This window comes from Rossellomorea aquimaris TF-12, from assembly GCF_001648555.1.
GTDB classification, from domain to species: Bacteria; Bacillota; Bacilli; order Bacillales; family Bacillaceae_B; genus Rossellomorea; species Rossellomorea aquimaris.
Map to the genome: position 1 here is coordinate 241751 of NZ_LQXM01000025.1, position 18202 is coordinate 259952.

15 protein-coding genes and 4 tRNA genes are annotated in these 18202 nt (G+C 37.5%); 2 read left to right on the plus strand and 17 right to left on the minus strand.

The annotated features are described in order from the left end of the window. Positions 1-166: 166 nt before the first annotated feature. From IQI_RS07745 to IQI_RS07815, 15 genes are all read right to left on the minus strand, one after another. Complete coding sequence (locus IQI_RS07745) at positions 167-961, minus strand: MBL fold metallo-hydrolase (RefSeq protein ID WP_064092126.1); 795 nt, start codon at positions 959-961, stop codon at positions 167-169. A 17-nt stretch (positions 962-978) separates the two neighbouring features. Continuing rightward, the gene (locus tag IQI_RS07750) at positions 979-1776 is read right to left on the minus strand and encodes a two-component system regulatory protein YycI (RefSeq protein ID WP_064092074.1); all 798 of its coding nucleotides are present in this window, start codon (positions 1774-1776) and stop codon (positions 979-981) included. After that, positions 1763-3097, minus strand: a complete 1335-nt coding sequence (locus tag IQI_RS07755) for a YycH family regulatory protein (RefSeq protein ID WP_064092075.1) — start codon at positions 3095-3097, stop codon at positions 1763-1765. Before IQI_RS07755 ends, IQI_RS07750 begins: the two co-directional genes overlap by 14 nt. After that, positions 3094-4920 carry a cell wall metabolism sensor histidine kinase WalK gene (gene walK / locus IQI_RS07760; RefSeq protein WP_064092076.1) on the minus strand — a complete coding sequence of 609 codons (1827 nt, stop codon included), beginning with the start codon at positions 4918-4920 and terminating at the stop codon, positions 3094-3096. The genes IQI_RS07755 and walK overlap by 4 nt, the downstream gene beginning before the upstream one ends. A gap of 6 nt (positions 4921-4926) precedes the next feature. Beyond that, a complete protein-coding gene (yycF, locus tag IQI_RS07765; RefSeq protein WP_064092077.1) occupies positions 4927-5637 on the minus strand; it encodes a response regulator YycF in 711 nt (236 codons plus the stop codon). Positions 5638-5876: 239 nt separating this feature from the next. Beyond that, on the minus strand, positions 5877-7349 hold the full coding sequence (locus tag IQI_RS07770) for a M23 family metallopeptidase (protein WP_064092078.1): 1473 nt from the start codon (positions 7347-7349) through the stop codon (positions 5877-5879). A gap of 361 nt (positions 7350-7710) precedes the next feature. Continuing rightward, positions 7711-7783, minus strand: a tRNA-Phe gene (locus tag IQI_RS07775). Positions 7784-7810: 27 nt separating this feature from the next. Beyond that, positions 7811-7887, minus strand: a tRNA-Asp gene (locus tag IQI_RS07780). Positions 7888-7961: 74 nt separating this feature from the next. Then, positions 7962-8033 (minus strand) — tRNA-Glu (locus tag IQI_RS07785). A gap of 12 nt (positions 8034-8045) precedes the next feature. Further along, positions 8046-8121: transfer RNA gene (locus tag IQI_RS07790), tRNA-Lys, on the minus strand. Positions 8122-8273: 152 nt separating this feature from the next. Beyond that, entirely contained in the window at positions 8274-9239 is a 966-nt protein-coding gene (locus tag IQI_RS07795; protein WP_064092079.1) for a nuclease-related domain-containing protein, read from the minus strand. Between the two features lie 602 nt (positions 9240-9841). Next, complete coding sequence (locus IQI_RS07800) at positions 9842-10255, minus strand: DUF350 domain-containing protein (protein ID WP_064092080.1); 414 nt, start codon at positions 10253-10255, stop codon at positions 9842-9844. 16 nt (positions 10256-10271) lie between these two features. Continuing rightward, positions 10272-11522, minus strand: coding sequence for a glutathionylspermidine synthase family protein (locus tag IQI_RS07805; RefSeq protein ID WP_064092081.1), 1251 nt, complete (start codon positions 11520-11522; stop codon positions 10272-10274). Between the two features lies 1 nt (position 11523). Beyond that, a complete protein-coding gene (locus IQI_RS07810) occupies positions 11524-11832 on the minus strand; it encodes a hypothetical protein (protein ID WP_064092082.1) in 309 nt (102 codons plus the stop codon). Further along, complete coding sequence (locus tag IQI_RS07815) at positions 11829-12293, minus strand: hypothetical protein (RefSeq protein WP_064092083.1); 465 nt, start codon at positions 12291-12293, stop codon at positions 11829-11831. Before IQI_RS07815 ends, IQI_RS07810 begins: the two co-directional genes overlap by 4 nt. A 129-nt stretch (positions 12294-12422) precedes the next feature. Between IQI_RS07815 and IQI_RS07820 the strand changes: the two genes are divergently transcribed. Continuing rightward, a complete protein-coding gene (locus IQI_RS07820) occupies positions 12423-13445 on the plus strand; it encodes a potassium channel family protein (RefSeq protein ID WP_082892627.1) in 1023 nt (340 codons plus the stop codon). 53 nt (positions 13446-13498) lie between these two features. Here IQI_RS07820 and IQI_RS07825 read toward each other — a convergent pair whose 3' ends face one another. After that, complete coding sequence (locus tag IQI_RS07825; RefSeq protein ID WP_064092084.1) at positions 13499-14791, minus strand: adenylosuccinate synthase; 1293 nt, start codon at positions 14789-14791, stop codon at positions 13499-13501. Between the two features lie 240 nt (positions 14792-15031). On the opposite strand from IQI_RS07825, the gene IQI_RS07830 reads away from it, so the two are divergent. Beyond that, entirely contained in the window at positions 15032-16756 is a 1725-nt protein-coding gene (locus IQI_RS07830; protein WP_064092085.1) for an ABC transporter ATP-binding protein, read from the plus strand. Positions 16757-16813: 57 nt separating this feature from the next. Here the strand turns inward: IQI_RS07830 and dnaB are convergent, their stop codons facing one another. Next, positions 16814-18178 carry a replicative DNA helicase gene (gene dnaB, locus IQI_RS07835; RefSeq protein ID WP_064092086.1) on the minus strand — a complete coding sequence of 455 codons (1365 nt, stop codon included), beginning with the start codon at positions 18176-18178 and terminating at the stop codon, positions 16814-16816. Between the last annotated feature and the right edge of the window lie 24 nt (positions 18179-18202).

The following is an 18202-nucleotide window of genomic DNA, read 5'->3' on the forward strand; positions in this document are numbered from 1 at the left end:
CTAAATTAAAAAATGATGAAAAAAAGTTAAGAATTTCATAATGTTGATGAATATGTAAGATGTGATATCGGGGAAATATACTATTTTCTATACAAAAAGGTGAAGACAAAATTGCCTTCACCTTCTTTTTTCCTTTAAAAGAAAAAGAATAAACATTTGAATAGGCTCAAATGGCAACTAAAGGAGTTGGCACTTTTGGATCCGTATCAAATAAATCAATTTGTTCTCCCACTTGTATTCCTTTTGACTCGAGGGTTTGAGTGACACTCATTCTTGCTAAATCCTTCATATTGTTATCTAGACTTAAATGAGCTAAGTAAATACCCTTTGTCTTATCGCCCATCACTTCACTCATAGCAATGGCTGCGTCCTCATTCGATACATGCCCCACATCGCTTAGAATACGACGCTTAATACTCCAAGGATAGCGACACATCCGCAGCATTCCCACATCATGATTACTTTCAAATACATACGCATCTGCATTTGAGATAATCCCTTTCATTCGATCACTTACGTATCCAGTATCTGTGACAAGGACAAGCTTTTTCTCTCCTTGATGAAATACATAAAACATCGGCTCTGCAGCATCGTGGGAAACACCAAAGGATTCAATGCTCAATCCACCAAAATGCTTGGCTGTTTCCATATCAAAGGAAAATTTCTGAGCACTATCAATTTTCCCTACTAAACCGTCCATGGCATTCCAAGTCCGATCATTTGCATAAACAGGCAGCTTATACTTTCTTGCCAAAACACCTATCCCTTTAATATGGTCACTATGCTCATGAGTAACCAATATTCCAGACAAATCTTCAATCTTGCGGTCTATTTGACTAAACAAGCCTTCCATTTGTTTTCCGCTCAAGCCTGCGTCAACAAGAAAAGAATGTTCTTCTGATTCTACAAATATCGCATTTCCTGTACTGCCGCTAGCTAGTACACTAAAATGCATTGCCATACTTCTCACTCCAATGATCATTCTTTATCTGGTCTTGTAAATTCTATTATTTCCCCTTCAAAAGCATTTAAAAATAAATCTTCTTTGTTGTCCCCATTTTTAACTGTGAAATGCCATGTCGGTGTAAGAAATTGAGACTCTGCTTTTGGTAAGAGAGTGGAATAACCCAGTTCAACATTTTCCACCTTACTCCCAGAGGCAATTTTATTATTTTCATAAAAGATCTGGAGAGCCTGAATAGGGGTATAGACACTTTTCTTTTCTCCACTAAATGCTTTGACATCTTCAAGCATCGTTTGTTTGTAGGAAACAATTTCATTTTCCTTTGTGAGATTTAGAGTGACTTCTCCATTAATGTTATGAAATAAAAATTTATCTTTATAGGTTTGGTAATAAACAATGGTTTGGTCCTCTTCATTGTATTTCCAAAACCTATACTTCTCTCCATCTATAATAAAGCTTGTCATAAAGTCTTTCAATTCTTCAGGAGACCGTTTATCACTTAAGGGATAAGGCTTGCTTAAGGTAGAATGAATCGTATTGTCATTGACGATGTTGATCTCTTGTTCCTCAAACTCGTCTATATCAGCAGTAGTGAATTTCTTCGTTTTTGCACTAATATACGCTTCTTTTTTTAGATCCTTTGAAAATGACGGATATTCAATTTTATCCGCTTTCAGAATATCTTCAAAATTAGTTCGCCCTAAGGTTTCCGGATTACTATTCGATAATTTATTAATAAATAGTGAAAGTAAAAATATATCCAGAATAAGAAAAACAACAATAAAAATACTTTTTGTTTTACTCCAATCCATTTTCAAGCCCCTCCGTTTCATTTAGAGGTAGGCGTATCCATGTACCACTGTATTTATAGTACCAAGAAGGTTCAAATACAACGAATTTTTTATTTAATGGATTCGTATCTTTTGTTAGTTTATATCCGATCATTATATCTTCAATTAAGTCCGGCTCAAGTGAATCGTCTTCCAATAAAGAATTGAGAATAGAGGCACCTGAGGGAAGAGTAACTTCCTTCTCATCAGAAACAACAGAAGGCTCTAACTTGAAATATGGGCGGGAATATTCATTAATCGCTTCTTTTCCCCATTTTTGGGATATCTCAGCCATTCCATAATCATTAAAGACAGGATGGTTTTTAACGAAAAGTCGATATACGATCTTATTCTCTTGAGGACTTATTGAAAAATATTGATATTGATCGGTCCATCCGCCATGTTCATTTACAAACTCAATACTCTTTTGAAAAAGGCCTCCAGGAGATGATGCTCCATTTGTTTCAGCAGAGGGAGTGACAAAAGAGAAGGTATTGTTTTCTTTGAATACCTCCATTAAGCTATTTGTATTTGTATAAGTTTCACCCGTTTTAGTGAAGTCTTTCTTTACATTGTTAGGATCATTGAATAATGCTTGTTTAAAATCCTCTGGTGGAATGATATCCGTATAATACGAAAAGCTAATGTATTCTTCGGAATTTTTCGGAAGTATAATGGTTCGATTATTTAAAGGATGTTTAATGTATTGATCGTATCTGTAAATAGCATTTTTCACAAATGTATCTTCTAAGGTTTGAATACTCCCTAAATCTACACGACTTTCAAGAAATACCTTCTTTCCTTGTCCATAGGATACAAAATAGATAGTTCCTGTGTCAGAGTTGGAAACACTTAAGTCAAGAACAATTCGATTAAATGAAACATTAGGGGTTTTTTTATCCTCAAGGTTAATAACTCTGCCATAAATCGAGAGGGGGACATTGTCAGTGAAAACCAGTTCAACTTTGTTTTCACCATGAATGATTCTTTCTATCTCTGTTTGAGAATATTCACTAGAACGATCTTTTAAATCAAACAGTGTCCAGCTAGATAATTGCGTCAACACTTTATCCATCTCAATCTCACTTGAGGTACCAAATATTTGATTCCGGTGGTGATAAAAAAGCTTATAAGGCTTTATGAGTTCCTGTTCCTTTTTTTGAGCACTAATAGAAACATCATAAGCCTCATCGCTGTCAATCGTGTCATATCCAGGCTGATATGTCCAAAGGTTCCAAGTAAGAAAAACACTTATCCCAACCAGTAGTGTAAGTATAATGGATTTTATTTTTTCGTATTTCATGACCAATCATCCTCTTGTGTGGGATCATAAGGGAGGGTAAAAGTAATCGTCGTACCTTTCCCTTCGTTACTTGAAGCCCAAACATCTCCACCGTGTGCTGAAATCATTTCTTTTGCGATGGCAAGTCCTAAACCAGTTCCACCCATTTGTCTAGTCCGGGCCTTATCCACTCGATAAAAACGCTCAAATACTTTATCTAAGTTTTCCTTCGGTATTCCTAAACCTTGGTCAGAAACACTCACTTCAATAAATCCATTCTTTTCTATCACTTTAAACGTAATCATTCCGCCCTCTGGTGAATATTTCAAAGCGTTTGAAATGATATTATCTAATACCTGAGTGATTTTATCCTGGTCCACCTCTACAAACATAGACTGTTCTGGTAAGACACGCTTAAATGTAACATTTAAGTCCTTGGTCATATCAAAGCGGTCAATGATACGATGGAAAAACAGTATAAAATCTACCCAATCCTTATTGAAACGATAATCTTTACTGTCCATTTTAGACAATTGCAGGAGATCATTTACTAATCGAATCATTCGCTCCGTTTCATTTTGCGTTACGTCTAAAAATTGTGGTGCAATGTTTTCATCCTGCCAAGCGCCATCGGCTAATGCTTCTAAATAGCTTCTCATGGTCGTCAATGGCGTTCTTAATTCATGGGAAACATTCGCTACAAATTCACGTCGTTCAAGGTCAATTTTCTCTTGTTCAGTGATATCATGTAAAACAGTAATTAAACCGTTAACAAATCCTGTTTCTTTTTGAATAATAGAGAAATTCGCACGTAAAATATATGGTTTTTCCTTCGTACTATAATCTAAAATAATGGAATCTTGCTCATTTGAAAGATCCTCAAAAGTATACTCCTCATCTAAGCCCAGTAACGACACAATGGGTTGAGATAACACTGTTTCACGTGAAACATTCAACATGTTTGCAGCCGGATCATTAATAAGAATGACTCTTCCTTTTCGATCCGTGGCAATAACTCCATCCGTCATATAAGAAAGGACAGAAGATAACTTTCTTCGCTCCCCTTCAGTCGTTGCTTGAGCTTCCTGAAGACGCTTCGTTAGATTATTAAATGTGATGGCCAGCTGCCCAATCTCATCGTAGCCATACACCTTAACTTTTCTGGAGAAATTTCCTTTTGCCATCGCCAGTGCTTGTTTTCTCATATCTGAAATCGGTCTGGTGACGGTTTGTGCCAGTAAAACACCCAATATAGCTGTAATAGCTAAGGCGATTAATGTCCCATTCGTGAAAATTTTATTAATTTCATTCATTTGGTCATATACAGTTTCTATTTTTGCAACAAGATAAATAGCCCCAATGACCTCATTATTTGAGTTTATTGGCGCTGTATATACCCAAATTCGATTTCCCGTTTGATTATCAAGGTAAATATCATCATAATCAAATCCCGTAGCTAAAACGGCTTTCACAAGCTTATCCGCTGTCACTTGACCGATTAAACCTTGATTATTAGGCTCTGATGTTCCAATGATACGATTTCGGCTATTAATGACACGAATCTCGGAAATGTCAGATGTAACACTATCATCAAGTATTTTCCCAATTTCCTCTTCCTCAGTAGGGTCATCTTCAGCACGGTCTTTTTTAAGCATTTCTTCTCGAATTGAATATTCAAGTAAATCGACCCTACTTTTAATAGAGGTTTGGAAATTATCTACGAGCTTTTGTTCTAATTCTCTTACAAAATAAACGCCAATAATCTGCATTGCTAATAAAATCAGCAATACGTAGATCATGACAAACTTCAAATGTATCGAGCGTGATAAACCCACTTTCTTCATTACAGATTACTCCTGTTCAGGATTTCGCAAGTAATAACCGACTCCTCTACGTGTTACGATCCAAGTAGGGTGACTAGGATTATCTTCAATTTTCTCACGAAGACGTCTTACGGTTACATCGACAGTACGAACATCCCCATAATAGTCATAGCCCCATACAGTCTGAAGCAAGTGTTCACGAGTCATGACTTGTCCAATATGTTTAGCAAGATAATGAAGAAGTTCAAATTCACGATGAGTTAACTCAATCGTTTCTCCACGCTTAGAAACAACATAAGCATCTGGATGAATCGTTAAAGAACCAACGGTTATCTCATTGTTTTCATCCTCAGCATTTTGCTGTGCTGCACCATGCTGATGTCTTCTTAAGTTAGCTTTTACCCTGGCAATCAGTTCACGGGTACTAAAAGGCTTTGTGACATAATCATCAGCCCCAAGTTCTAACCCTAATACCTTATCAATTTCTGAGTCTTTAGCTGTTAGCATAATAATAGGCATTTCATATTTCTTTCTAATTTCACGACAAACTTCCATTCCATCCCGATTCGGAAGCATGATGTCCAGGAGAACTAAATCCGGCTTAATTTCTTCTGCCATTTTGACTGCTTCGTCGCCATCATATGCACAATGAACTTCATAGCCTTCTTTTTTCAAATTGAACTGTAAAATATCTGCAATTGGTTTCTCATCGTCAACGACTAAAATCTTCTTATCCATGTCTTTTGATCTCCTTTAGAAAATGTAATATATCTTATAAAGTTGTGATTAGTATAGGATTCTTTCTTTAAATTTATCACTTTCTTCACATTAATTCATCTTTTACTCTATCATAACCTTAAATAATGTAAATTGTTCTATACTTACTCATCCAAATCTATTCTTAATAATAAAGGGACTGACATGTAAGATCCATCATCTTCTCTCTTGTCAGTCCCGTTTTACATTCCTATATGCGATTAAAGTACATCTAATGGATTAATAAGTGATCCATTCTTATATACCTCTATATGAAGATGAACGCCAGTAGATTCACCTGTTGTTCCCATAATCCCAATCTTTTGACCCTTTTCAACTGTTTGTCCAGGCGAAACGGAGATTGAATCTAAATGAGCGTAAATTGTTTTATACCCATTTTGATGGTCAATGACCACTTTATTTCCATATCCACCGCTGTCCCATCCGGCAGACACTACTACACCATTGTCTACTGTTTTAATCGTTTTATTACTTGGACGTGCGATGTCTATTCCTTTGTGCATTTTCCCCCATCGTGGTCCTTGCTTAGAAGAAATATATCCTCCATTTGTAGGCCATGCGAAGCTGCCTGATCCTCTGGACGGAGTTTCCTTTGTTCCTTTAATGACAATATATTTAACTGGGTCTTTTAATTTCTTTTCTTCTTTTACGGTCTTTTCTACTTGAGTACCATTTACCTCAGTCGTTTCCAAGGTTACTGATTTCTCACCCTCTTGACCTTCCTGTTTCACCTTCGTGTCACCTTTATTCATTGAAGAATCTTCGACGACTTCTTTTTCATACGCAACTTTTTCTACTTTATTCACTTCTCTTTTCACAAGTGTGTGAACTAAAGGCTCATAAACGGTTACGTTTAACTCAGATCCAATATTTAGGGCTTGATCTTCCTTCAGGTTATCATTTAATTCTACTAACTTTGCTGTTGTTAGTTCATACTTGTCAGCAATTGTTCCAAGAACATCGCCTTCTTGTACTTTATACTTTTTCTCTTCTAACGTCCCTTTTAAAAGAAGATCCGTCGCCTCTTTTGCAGAAATAATTTCACTAGGGTCAACTTCAGCTTTTTCACTTTCTACTTTTTCTTTAAAAGAAACTTCTAACAAACGAGTTTCATTTTCTTTTAAAGCGGGTAAGGATGTTAATGAAGTATTCTTTTTTCTATCTTCTAATTCTTTTAGTTCTTTTTCTGATACGTATTCAAGCTTAAGTGAATTCAACGCTTCTTCAGCAGCTTTCTCGTCTTTAACATAAGCAACCGGCTTATTATTCACAGTTAAAGCATATGCATTGGCTTCTACTGAAATGGAATTCTTTATTGTATTAAGAACGTTTTGATTGTTCGTTTTAGCCGTAAAAACATTTTCAGGTATGTATGTGATGTCATTTTTCAACACTACCTGATAATCAGAGTACTTTTCTTTTGCTTTATTCAACTTCTCATCAAGCATTGACTGAATTTCGTCTTGGCTTGTTACAGCACCTACATATTCACTATTCATATAAACATGAAAAATAGTTTGTACATCCTTATCAGATGATGTATTGGCTGCCGCAGGTGAGAACGTTAAAGTTGTTAGTGCTAATGTAGTGATGGCCACTCTTTTCATCAGCTGTGTTGATTTATGTCGAATATTTAATTTGAAATTTGGTGTTAAGCTATCTTTCCCTCGCATTTAATTGCCTCCTATAAACTAAAGCAAAAATCCCATTAAATGGTAGTTCTTTATGCCTAATTTAGTAAAAATTCTATTAAATTCGTACTTTATTAATTTACCATAATTCGACGAAATACGGGGAAAAGTATTAGTATTGTAATGAAATTGTATAATTAGTCAGAATATCAATGAATCAATTTACCGAGATTTAACGGTTGAAACGGGATAAATACTAGGAATAAAGGTGCATGCGTGGTGAAAGTAAACGTAGTTTGAAAATGTGGGCAATTTGTACGATTCTGTTACAGGAATGTTACAAATCAATACATAATAAAAAAGTACCACGAGAGTCAAAGTCATCGCAGTACTTTTTGTAGGATGGCTCAGGACGGAATCGAACCGCCGACACATGGATTTTCAGTCCATTGCTCTACCAACTGAGCTACTGAGCCATATAAGCAATATGTAAAAAGAAGAAATGGCGGTCCGGACGGGACTCGAACCCGCGACCTCCTGCGTGACAGGCAGGCATTCTAACCAACTGAACTACCGGACCAAAGTTTTTGCGAAGCAAATAACTTTCATTAGTTTGCACTAGCAAAATACTAATTATCTATAAAACAATAAAAATGACCCATACGGGATTCGAACCCGTGTTACCGCCGTGAAAGGGCGGTGTCTTAACCGCTTGACCAATGGGCCACGTTGAGAAAATGGTGAGCCATGAAGGACTCGAACCTTCGACCCTCTGATTAAAAGTCAGATGCTCTACCAACTGAGCTAATGGCTCTTGAACACTTCTTTCGTGACAACGAAGTTAATAGTATCACAGTAGTAATCATAACGGCAATAGTTTTTTGTGTTTTTTGTCGAAAAATATTTCTTGGGGAATAATTTATGGAGAGGGAGCACCTGGGTTTGTGGGTGCTCCTTCTCTTTTTATCACATGGTATCCATAGTCAATGTATATACAGTACCTTTATTCACACCACTTTTATTTGCATGAACGGATTTCATCAATCTTGTAGCAAGGGAGGGAGATGAAATTAAAAGAAAGTTTCTTAATTGGCTACTTGTTATCATATTTCCTAATAGAAGGGAATAATCATTAAGAGCTTTTAGGTGAGAGTCTTTTGTTTTATTAGTGCAATTACTACACTTCCAATAACCATAGATTCTAGTAAGGGGGAGGTGGTTGCAGTTCTCACAATAAATACCTTTTACTAAATCTTTCTCGGAAAGCTTATAGACTTCTAGAATAGAAGAGTTAAGTGGAGTAGTACGTTTTATTATTTTCCTGGAGATTATTTTAATCTCTTTTTCACATAAGACTGGATTACAATAAAGCTGATCTAGTTCTGAAATTTTTTGAGTGAGGGAGGTTGAACGGATAATGATTTGGTTTAAACTTTTATCATTCGTACGAAGAACGGTTTGAGGATTACTCATTACAACAAGTCCATGAATAGGAAGCTCTGAAAGCTTATTAAGTTGTAACCATTCTCTAAATTGATTTGCTTGACGATTAATCTGGATGATTGGATCGGGAAATGCTTTCTCTTGTCCGTTTTTCGTTTGAACTAGTTGATTAAAGACACCGTCAAAATTCAACGTTCCTACCATATTTTTTATTTCCAGAATCAATGCATAATGACTGGTTAAAATTAAAGTATCAATTTGGAAGAATCGTTCTCCGTCAAAGAGTCTAATATCGTGAAAAATATGATAGTCCTCGTTAGATAGGAAGCTTAAATAATAATCAATGGACTTTTCTCCATTATAACCTGATAGATGTTTAGCAAGATCTTGCTTAATAATGGGGATTTTGGGATGCGGTTCAGGAAGTCTCCTCAAGAGGGCTTGAAGTTTTAAAATTTTTAAGGGGATTTCTCTTTCTTTAACAATCATGACATCACTCCAATGTTATAAATTTATTAATATATTCTTTATTTTAAACGAAATTCCTTCTCTTTTATAAAATATATTAGATCTAGAGTGCCTCACTACATAATTTAGTCATAAATATCAATGAACACTTGCAAACAAGGGATGTTTTTAAAAAATATTATCAAGAATCAAAGTTTTATTTTCAACATTTCAAACTTTATTTTCAACAATCGGAAGTTTATTATCAACTTCTCTTTTTTTCTTTATTTTATCTGTAACTTCTATTGCTTATTTTTAACAAAACCAATTTATTATCGACCACACCTTAATTATTATCAACTTCTCTTCACATCCACTACAAACACAACAAAAAAGACCCATCATCAGAGTACACTCCCCTCCAATAACAAGTTTCTTTCTCATAACTAAAGAGATATCATCAAGAATCAACGCTTTATTTTCAACAATCACAAATTTATTATCAACTTCGCTTTTCTTCTTGATTTTACCCGTAACTCCAATTACTTATTATCAACCTTTCCCCCATACACGCTCCACCCCCAAACAAAAAAGACCCATCATCAGAGCACTCTCCCCTCCAATAACAAGTCTCCTTCCCATTATTAATAAGTCAAACTAGCCGCTACAATTAATCCCACAACAATCGCTGCTGAGAATAGGCTGAATCCGATGGCTGTATTTCCTTCCTCCACTTTCTTTGCTAAGTTCGTTCGTGGTGTGAGGACGAATTCGATCATCCAGTAGGCGATGACTTGGGTGGCGATTCCGATTAGTCCCCAGATGAAGGCATCTAGTAAGTTTACGCTATTAGCCCATACGGTATAGATGACGATGGCAAGACCGATGGCTTTACCCCAAAGCTTTAGTGCTACTGCCATGTTTCCTTCTTTGATTAAGTTCGCTTCTGAAAATTTTGTAGTAAAGGCAAAAACGACAATACCGAGGATCATCAATCCTAAGCCTGTTCCGACGTGAGCCAGAAAACTTAACAATGCTTCGCTTGTAATGATTTGCATATTATTCTCTCCTTTGTCATTCTTCCTGTAAGCCGACAGGTAAGAAGTATGATTCGTTATCTGTTATGATGTTTCCCGCTCTTATTCCAATTGCACCTGCCTGACCGTTGATAGCAAAACTACCTACCATGATATTGACCTCTTGCTTTCCATTCTCAGTTTGAATCCACACTTTTGGAAGGGAAATGAATTGCTGATAAACAGGTAAGGATTGTTTGTATGTTTCCTTTTTATCTTCATACATGATGTTTCCGTTTGCTTTATATATTTTAACCGTATCTCCTTCACGACCGAAGGCTGGCTTTTGAACATACGTGGTAGAGGATTGATGAAATGGTTCAGCATCTAAGTATGTCGGCAAGAAATATCGCCTGATCCACCGATGTTCTTTCTCTGTGAAAAAGGAACTTCCCTCTTCGTGTAAGCCCCAAATCAGCGCTTGAACTCCTTTGGATTGGATGAGAAAAGCAGAGGGCGGATTTAAAAGAGCGATCTGCTTCTGTTCGACTAATTTCATTAATTCCAGGCCTACTTTTTCACCTGTGATAGGATCCGTATCCTCCACCAGGTGTTCGATTGGGTAGGTTGGACGATAGAGAATATCAATCCGTTCTCCCTTAGGAGTGTATACCCCGATCTCTCCATCGGTTTTAATCTTTAATTGATCTAAACTGATATATTCTGAAGGAACACCTGCCAGTTCTTGAAGATATTTTGTTGTTAAATAGTCTTCTTCATGATCTTGGTGCGAGGTGAAAACGATTTTCGCATCTCCTTTTCGATTTAAAGATTTCCATGAAGAAAGGAGTGCTCTTTTTAGTTCTCTACTTAATTGCTCTTTAAAGCCGTCATTCGGATTCGATCGCGTGAAATACTGACAAACCTCTTCATTTACATGATAAAGCTCTTTTATAAAAGTAGGTGTATCACTATTAAATTCCAGTAGTTTGATTTCATCCTCTTTTACAACAAAGTCAAACCGTCCAATCAAACATTCCTGTGGAATCGATTTAAATCGAATGAACGATAAAGATTCTGGTGGAAACCCCAGTTCTAAAAGGGTGTCATCCTCTAATTCTCGAAGAAGGTGAATGGTTTTACTGTATAGATTGTATACTTTTTGAGTTGCTTCGTGGATGTTATGAACGGTCGCCCTAGAAAAATCTTTTATGTCCAACAAGGCATATTCTGAGCCATATAAATCTGGCCAGAATTCAGAAAACTGCTGATAAAAAAGGGCTCTCTCTTCCTTATGTGAGTGGGTCATATTATCCTCCAAAGCCCCCCTTAGTTCCACTTCCGATACCTGATTTATAGCTTTTTGAGTAGGATTTGTAGCTTGAGTAGCTCTTTAGTTTCGATTTATTTTTGAAAAGCTTTCCTGCAAAGAAGAAGTAACCAAAATGGGGTGAACGGCTGTCGTCACAATAATAGGTTCCACTCTCATCATCCCAGTCCCAATCATCACAATCTACATCGGTTGGTTCTGGAGGCAGCTCTTGATTCCCACATCCTGTTACGGAAATAGCAAGCACTGATGCGGCAACACCTGCCATCATTTTCTTTGTTTTGTTCATTGTTTACCCTCCTCTAGCTCATAGCCCGTTGCATTAACGTACAATATATAGACAAAGCGGTCCTCATCGATTTCCGCTGAGTCACGTTCCCACTCTACATCATTTATATAATAATAAACAGAACCAATTACACTTAGAATGTCCAAATGAAAATCATAACTCTCCGTTTTTAAGAGCGGATGATTTTTTCGTGGACTGAATTCACGAATTTCTAATGTAAGTCCTTCTGAAGGCAATAATGGATCAACAGGAGGTTCCTCTTCGAAAATTTCCACATAAATAACAAATAACTCATTTTCTTTGGCTGATGAAAGCTGACAATAGGTCACTCCGTTTTTCACAAAAAACTCGCATTCTCTTCTTGCGAGAATTTGTTCTAGCTCTATGTTTGGATAATGAAAGATCGGTTCAAAATGGTTCGATCCTTTTCTTACTCGATACTCCAATATCGGTTGTTTCATAATCCATCTCCTTTAGATCGATACTCATTATTCATTTAAACATACGAAGATATAAAGGAAAAGGTTTCATTTTCAGAATGAAAATTGGTATTCTTATACTATGATTTTTTTTGAAAAAGGAGGAGTTATGTGATTATTTTCCTAAAATTATGGAAGCAGATTTCCAAAATGGATTTCACCTTCATTCTTTTTTTATCTTTATTTGTCATCGTGCTTGGCACCGTCGGGATTCACTTAATAGAGCCTGATACATTCCCTACTATTTTTGATGCCTTTTGGTGGACCATGACAACGTTAACCACCGTAGGGTATGGTGATTTTTATCCATCGACTATAGGGGGACGCTGGCTTGGGATTTTCCTCTTTATTTTTGGAATTGGTCTGATCGGTCTATTAATCAGCAAAACAGTTGAAGGAATTACTACGTTTCATAAGCTTAAGAGGGAGGGGAAGCTCGTGTACAAACAGAAAGATCATTTTATTTACATCAATTGGTCTAAAAAAACAGAAAGAGCCATTTTAGAAATTCTCGCTCATATGCCTAAGGCAGAGATTTTATTAATTGATACACTACATGAAATTCCTATGGAGCATGATCAAGTGCATTTTATCCAAGGAGATCCAACAGATGAAAATGTTTTATTGAAAGCCAATATTCTAGAAGCCAGACGAGTTGCCATCTTCTCTGATTCGAAAATTGAAGATGCTTCTCTCGTAGATGGGAAAACGCTGCTGATTGCTTCTGCTGTTGAAGGGTTATCGAAGATTCATCAAAAAGAGATTCATACGATTGTGGAGGTTTCAGAGGACCGCCACATTCCTAAGTTTCAGCATATTGCCGTAGAGGACTTTATTTTGTCCAATGACTCTGTGTCATTGCTAATGGCAAAAGCAACAATTCATCCTGGAACCACCAATTTATTTAGACAGTTATTAAGTAAGCGGTACGGAAATAATATTCACGAATTAAAACCGAAAGCTCATTGGGAAACGATTAAAACTGCTTCTGAAGAGCTTTTATCTCAAGGAGCCATTCTTTTAGCCGTAAACGACAACATGGACTTTACGGATGCCATTAATCGCCCACTGCATTCTAAAGACACCCTTTATGTAGTCTGTCATGATGACGTGTATACTCGATTAAAGGCTTGAGAAAACCAAAAAAGCTGCTCAGTCCATTATTGGATTGAGCAGCTTTTTTATTATTATCTCGGACTCCATACGCTACGAACAACATTTGTTTGTGAACGGTCTGGACCAACTGAGAAGATTGAAAGTGGAATCCCTGTTAATTGAGAGACTCTTTCTAAATAGTGACGAGCATTTTCAGGTAAGTCTGTTAATGTCTTACAACCTGTAATGTCTTCCTTCCAACCTGGAAGCTCTTCATACACGGGTTCACAGTCAGCCAGGATATTTAAGTTTGCTGGGAACTCTTCCATCACTTCGCCTTTGTATTTATAAGCAACACAAATCTTAAGTGTTTCAATGCCTGTTAACACGTCAATAGAGTTTAAGGATAAGTCTGTAAGACCACTTACACGACGAGCATGGCGAACGACAACACTATCGAACCAACCAACACGGCGAGGGCGTCCAGTCGTTGTACCGTACTCACGACCTACTTCACGGATTTGGTGGCCAATCTCATTGTCTAGCTCTGTTGGGAAAGGTCCGTCCCCTACACGAGTTGTGTACGCCTTTGATACACCTACTACGTGATTGATTTTCGTAGGACCTACTCCAGAACCGATTGTTACTCCACCAGCGACTGGATTAGAAGAAGTAACAAATGGATATGTACCTTGATCGATATCAAGCATAACCCCTTGAGCTCCTTCAAAAAGAACGCGGCGTCCATTATCAATAGCATCGTTTAAGACAACGGATGTATCGACAACGTAGTGCTTAATTTGTTGACCGTACTCATAGTACTCATCTAGAATATCTTCAATATTGAAGCCTTCTGTTTCATAGAATTTTTCAAATAAGCGGTTTTTCTCTTCCAAGTTACGAGCAAGCTTTTCTTCAAAAGATTGACGATCTAATAAGTCTGCAATACGAATTCCGACACGTGCTGCTTTATCCATATATGCAGGACCAATACCTTTTTTCGTCGTTCCTATTTTATTCGCGCCTTTACGTTCTTCATCAATCTCATCAAGTTTTAAATGATAAGGAAGAATGACATGTGCACGGTTGCTGATTTTAAGGTTGTCTGTTGTCACATTGCGATCGTGAAGATATTTTAACTCTTTTACAAGAGCTTTCGGATCGACAACCATTCCGTTACCAATAACGGATGTCTTCTCATTATAGAAAATACCTGAAGGAATTAAATGTAATTTATATGTTTCTCCGTCAAACTTAATCGTATGACCTGCGTTATTTCCACCTTGATAACGTGCGATAACTTCTGCATGTTCAGAAAGGAAGTCCGTAATCTTTCCCTTTCCTTCGTCTCCCCACTGCGTTCCTACTACTACTACTGAAGACATATTAAGCACCTCCGACGGGAATTAGTATTCCCTCTTTTTTCAAACAAACTCATTTTATCAACCCTATTGGTGAAAGTCAATCAAAACACGAACATTTAATCACTTTGTCATATTTATGTTCGTATAAAATAGGTTATTTTATGTAAAAGAATAAAATAGAATAGCATGAACCTTAATCTTTTGCTATTGTAATTTTATCCGTCAGAATTTTTAAAATTAAATATTGGAGGCACCACTGGAATGATTAGACGTTTTTTCTCTTATTATCAGCCACATAAGAAGCTTTTTTATCTAGATTTTTTCTGCGCTGTTTTGGTCGGATTATTAGAACTTGGCTTCCCTATTGCCGTTTCATGGTTTATTGATCGTCTTTTACCCGAAGGAAACTGGAGTACCATTCTTTCTGTTAGTGTCGGTTTATTTCTTCTCTACCTCATTAGCTCAAGTATGCAGTTCGTTGTTAACTACTGGGGACATAAGCTTGGAATCAATATTGAGACAGATATGAGAAGAGAATTATTCCACCACGTGCAAAGACAATCCTTCCGCTTCTTTGACAACACGAAAACAGGACACATTATGAGTAGAGTCACCAATGACCTTATGGATATTGGTGAATTAGCTCATCATGGACCGGAGGATTTTTTCATTGCCGTCATGACCTTTATTGGAGCCTTTTGGATCATGCTTACCATCAACGTCCAACTGGCACTTGTTGCCATTGTCATTGTTCCAATCTTAATTTGGCTTATTTCATACTCAAATATCAAGATGAATAAGGCATGGACACAGATGTATGGCAATATTGCCGATGTTAATGGACGCGTAGAGGATAGTGTATCTGGTGTTCGAGTTGTACAATCTTTTACGAATGAAGAATATGAAATGAAACGTTTTAATAAGAACAATCAATTCTTCCGCCAATCAAAGCTGAAGGCCTATAAGGTCATGAGTGTGAATTTATCGGGAATCTATATCACCACGCGAATGATGACCCTGATTATCTTAGTATACGGAGCTTGGTTAAGCTTCTCAGGTGCCCTTTCTTATGGAGAACTCGTGGCCTTTATTCTTTATATTAATGTTCTGTTTAAACCCATTGATAAAATCAGTGCTCTTCTTGAGCTTTATCCAAAGGGGATGGCTGGCTTTAAACGCTTTACTGAGCTGATGGACGAAGAGCCAGATATTGAAAATCGTCCCGACGCCATTGAAGTTGCCAACTTAAAAGGGGACATTGCCTTTCGGGGAGTCACCTTCGGCTATGAAGAACACCGAACAATTTTAAATGATTTAACGTTTTCCATTGAATCCGGCCAAACCGTTGCCTTTGTTGGACCATCAGGCGCTGGCAAAACAACCATTTGCTCACTGATTCCCCGCTTCTACGACATCGAAGAAGGCTCTATCACCATTGATGGAATCGATATACGAGATATGACAAAGGAATCCCTTCGCTCGAATATAGGAATTGTTCAGCAGGATGTCTTTTTATTTACGGGAACCCTTAAGGAAAACATTGCTTATGGAAAACTAGATGCCACTCAGGAAGAGATTGAAGAGGCTACCAAACGTGCCCACCTGACAGACTTAATTCACTCCTTACCAGAAGGATATGAAACGCAGATAGGTGAAAGAGGACTTAAGCTATCTGGTGGTCAGAAACAACGTCTTTCCATTGCTCGAATGTTTCTAAAGAACCCACAAATTTTAATCCTGGATGAAGCGACCTCTGCTCTTGATACGGAGACAGAAGCCATCATCCAAGAGGCTCTTACAGAACTGGCCAAAGATCGTACAACATTAGTGATTGCCCATCGTTTAGCTACCATCCGCAACGCTGATCGAATTCTGGTTGTCAATGAAACCGGAATTGCAGAAGACGGTACACACGAAGAGCTTTTATCCATTGAGGATGGGATCTTTACAAAGCTTCATGCTCATCAGCATGCTTCAATTTATTAATTGATTGAATTCAAAAAAGTCCAAGCATCTCTTCAAAAAGAGTTGCTTGGACTTTTTTCATGCACCTGAAGGAACGTTTTGATCATCAAATCGCCGCTCCAGATTTACGAACTTATTATATTCTTTGACGAAGGCTAACGACACATTTCCAACCGGGCCGTTACGCTGCTTCGCAATGATGATTTCGATTATATTCTTGTTTTCTGCTTCTTTGTCGTAGTAGTCTTCACGATATAAGAAGGCAACGATATCCGCATCCTGCTCAATACTTCCTGACTCACGAATATCAGACATCATTGGACGCTTATCTTGTCGCTGCTCTACTCCACGAGAAAGCTGAGACAAGGCGATAACTGGTACTTGAAGTTCACGGGCTAATCCTTTTAAAGAACGGGAGATTTCAGATACCTCCTGCTGACGATTCTCACCAGAACGGCCACTCCCCTGGATAAGTTGCAAGTAGTCAATGAGAATCATCCCAAGGCCATGCTCTTGAGCCAGGCGTCGGCATTTTGAGCGAATTTCCCCTACTTTAATCCCTGGAGTATCATCAATATAAATCCCTGCGTTTGAAAGACTTCCCATTGCCATGGTTAGCTTTCTCCAGTCTTCATCTGTTAAATCCCCAGTACGAAGATTTTGTGCATTGATATTCCCTTCAGCACAAAGCATACGCATGACTAGCTGCTCAGCACCCATCTCTAAACTGAAGATAGCGACATTTTCCCTTGCCTTTACGGCTACGTTTTGAGCAATATTCAGAGCAAATGCCGTCTTACCCATGGAAGGACGTGCTCCAACAATAATTAAATCATTTCGTTGGAAGCCTGCCGTCATATGATCTAAGTCAGCAAACCCAGTCGATATTCCTGTTACATCCCCTTTACGGTTTGTAAGGGTTTCGATATTGTCATAGGTTCTAACTAGAACATCCTTGATATTATGGAATGCACCAGCATTTTTTCGTTGAGCAACCTCCATAATGTTCTTTTCTGCTTCACTTAAAAGGCTGTCCACTTCATCTTCACGTGCGTACCCGTCAGAAGCAATGTCTGTTGCCGTACGAATTAATCGTCTTAATAAAGATTTCTCTTCGACGATTTTCGCATAGTACTCAATATTTGCAGCAGTAGGGACAGACCCTGCAAGCTCACTTAGATATGCAACCCCACCGACATCTTCAAGTTCTTTTGCAGACGCTAATTCATCTGTCACGGTAATCAAATCAACAGCTTTTCCACTGTCCCCCAAATTCAGCATGACATTATAAATTTTCTGATGAGAATGACGATAAAAATCTTCTGGAATTAATAATTCGGATGTAGTCGTTAATGCACTAGGCTCTAAAAAAATAGCCCCTAACACAGCTTGTTCAGCCTCTATATTCTGAGGAGGAACCCGATCTTGGAACATCTCATTCATCTATACATAACCTCCTATTAGAAA

Excerpts from the sequence above, each read along its gene's own strand:
- walK (WP_064092076.1), bottom strand. The coding sequence starts at position 4,920 with ATGAAGAAAGTGGGTTTATCACGCTCGATACATTTGAAGTTTGTCATG.
- IQI_RS07810 (WP_064092082.1), bottom strand. The coding sequence starts at position 11,832 with ATGAACAAAACAAAGAAAATGATGGCAGGTGTTGCCGCATCAGTGCTT.
- yycF (WP_064092077.1), bottom strand. The coding sequence starts at position 5,637 with ATGGATAAGAAGATTTTAGTCGTTGACGATGAGAAACCAATTGCAGAT.
- IQI_RS07750 (WP_064092074.1), bottom strand. The coding sequence starts at position 1,776 with ATGGATTGGAGTAAAACAAAAAGTATTTTTATTGTTGTTTTTCTTATT.
- IQI_RS07745 (WP_064092126.1), bottom strand. The coding sequence starts at position 961 with ATGGCAATGCATTTTAGTGTACTAGCTAGCGGCAGTACAGGAAATGCG.
- IQI_RS07800 (WP_064092080.1), bottom strand. The coding sequence starts at position 10,255 with ATGCAAATCATTACAAGCGAAGCATTGTTAAGTTTTCTGGCTCACGTC.
- IQI_RS07755 (WP_064092075.1), bottom strand. The coding sequence starts at position 3,097 with ATGAAATACGAAAAAATAAAATCCATTATACTTACACTACTGGTTGGG.
- IQI_RS07830 (WP_064092085.1), top strand. The coding sequence starts at position 15,032 with ATGATTAGACGTTTTTTCTCTTATTATCAGCCACATAAGAAGCTTTTT.
- IQI_RS07770 (WP_064092078.1), bottom strand. The coding sequence starts at position 7,349 with ATGCGAGGGAAAGATAGCTTAACACCAAATTTCAAATTAAATATTCGA.
- IQI_RS07825 (WP_064092084.1), bottom strand. The coding sequence starts at position 14,791 with ATGTCTTCAGTAGTAGTAGTAGGAACGCAGTGGGGAGACGAAGGAAAG.
- IQI_RS07795 (WP_064092079.1), bottom strand. The coding sequence starts at position 9,239 with ATGATTGTTAAAGAAAGAGAAATCCCCTTAAAAATTTTAAAACTTCAA.
- IQI_RS07805 (WP_064092081.1), bottom strand. The coding sequence starts at position 11,522 with ATGACCCACTCACATAAGGAAGAGAGAGCCCTTTTTTATCAGCAGTTT.
- IQI_RS07815 (WP_064092083.1), bottom strand. The coding sequence starts at position 12,293 with ATGAAACAACCGATATTGGAGTATCGAGTAAGAAAAGGATCGAACCAT.
- dnaB (WP_064092086.1), bottom strand. The coding sequence starts at position 18,178 with ATGAATGAGATGTTCCAAGATCGGGTTCCTCCTCAGAATATAGAGGCT.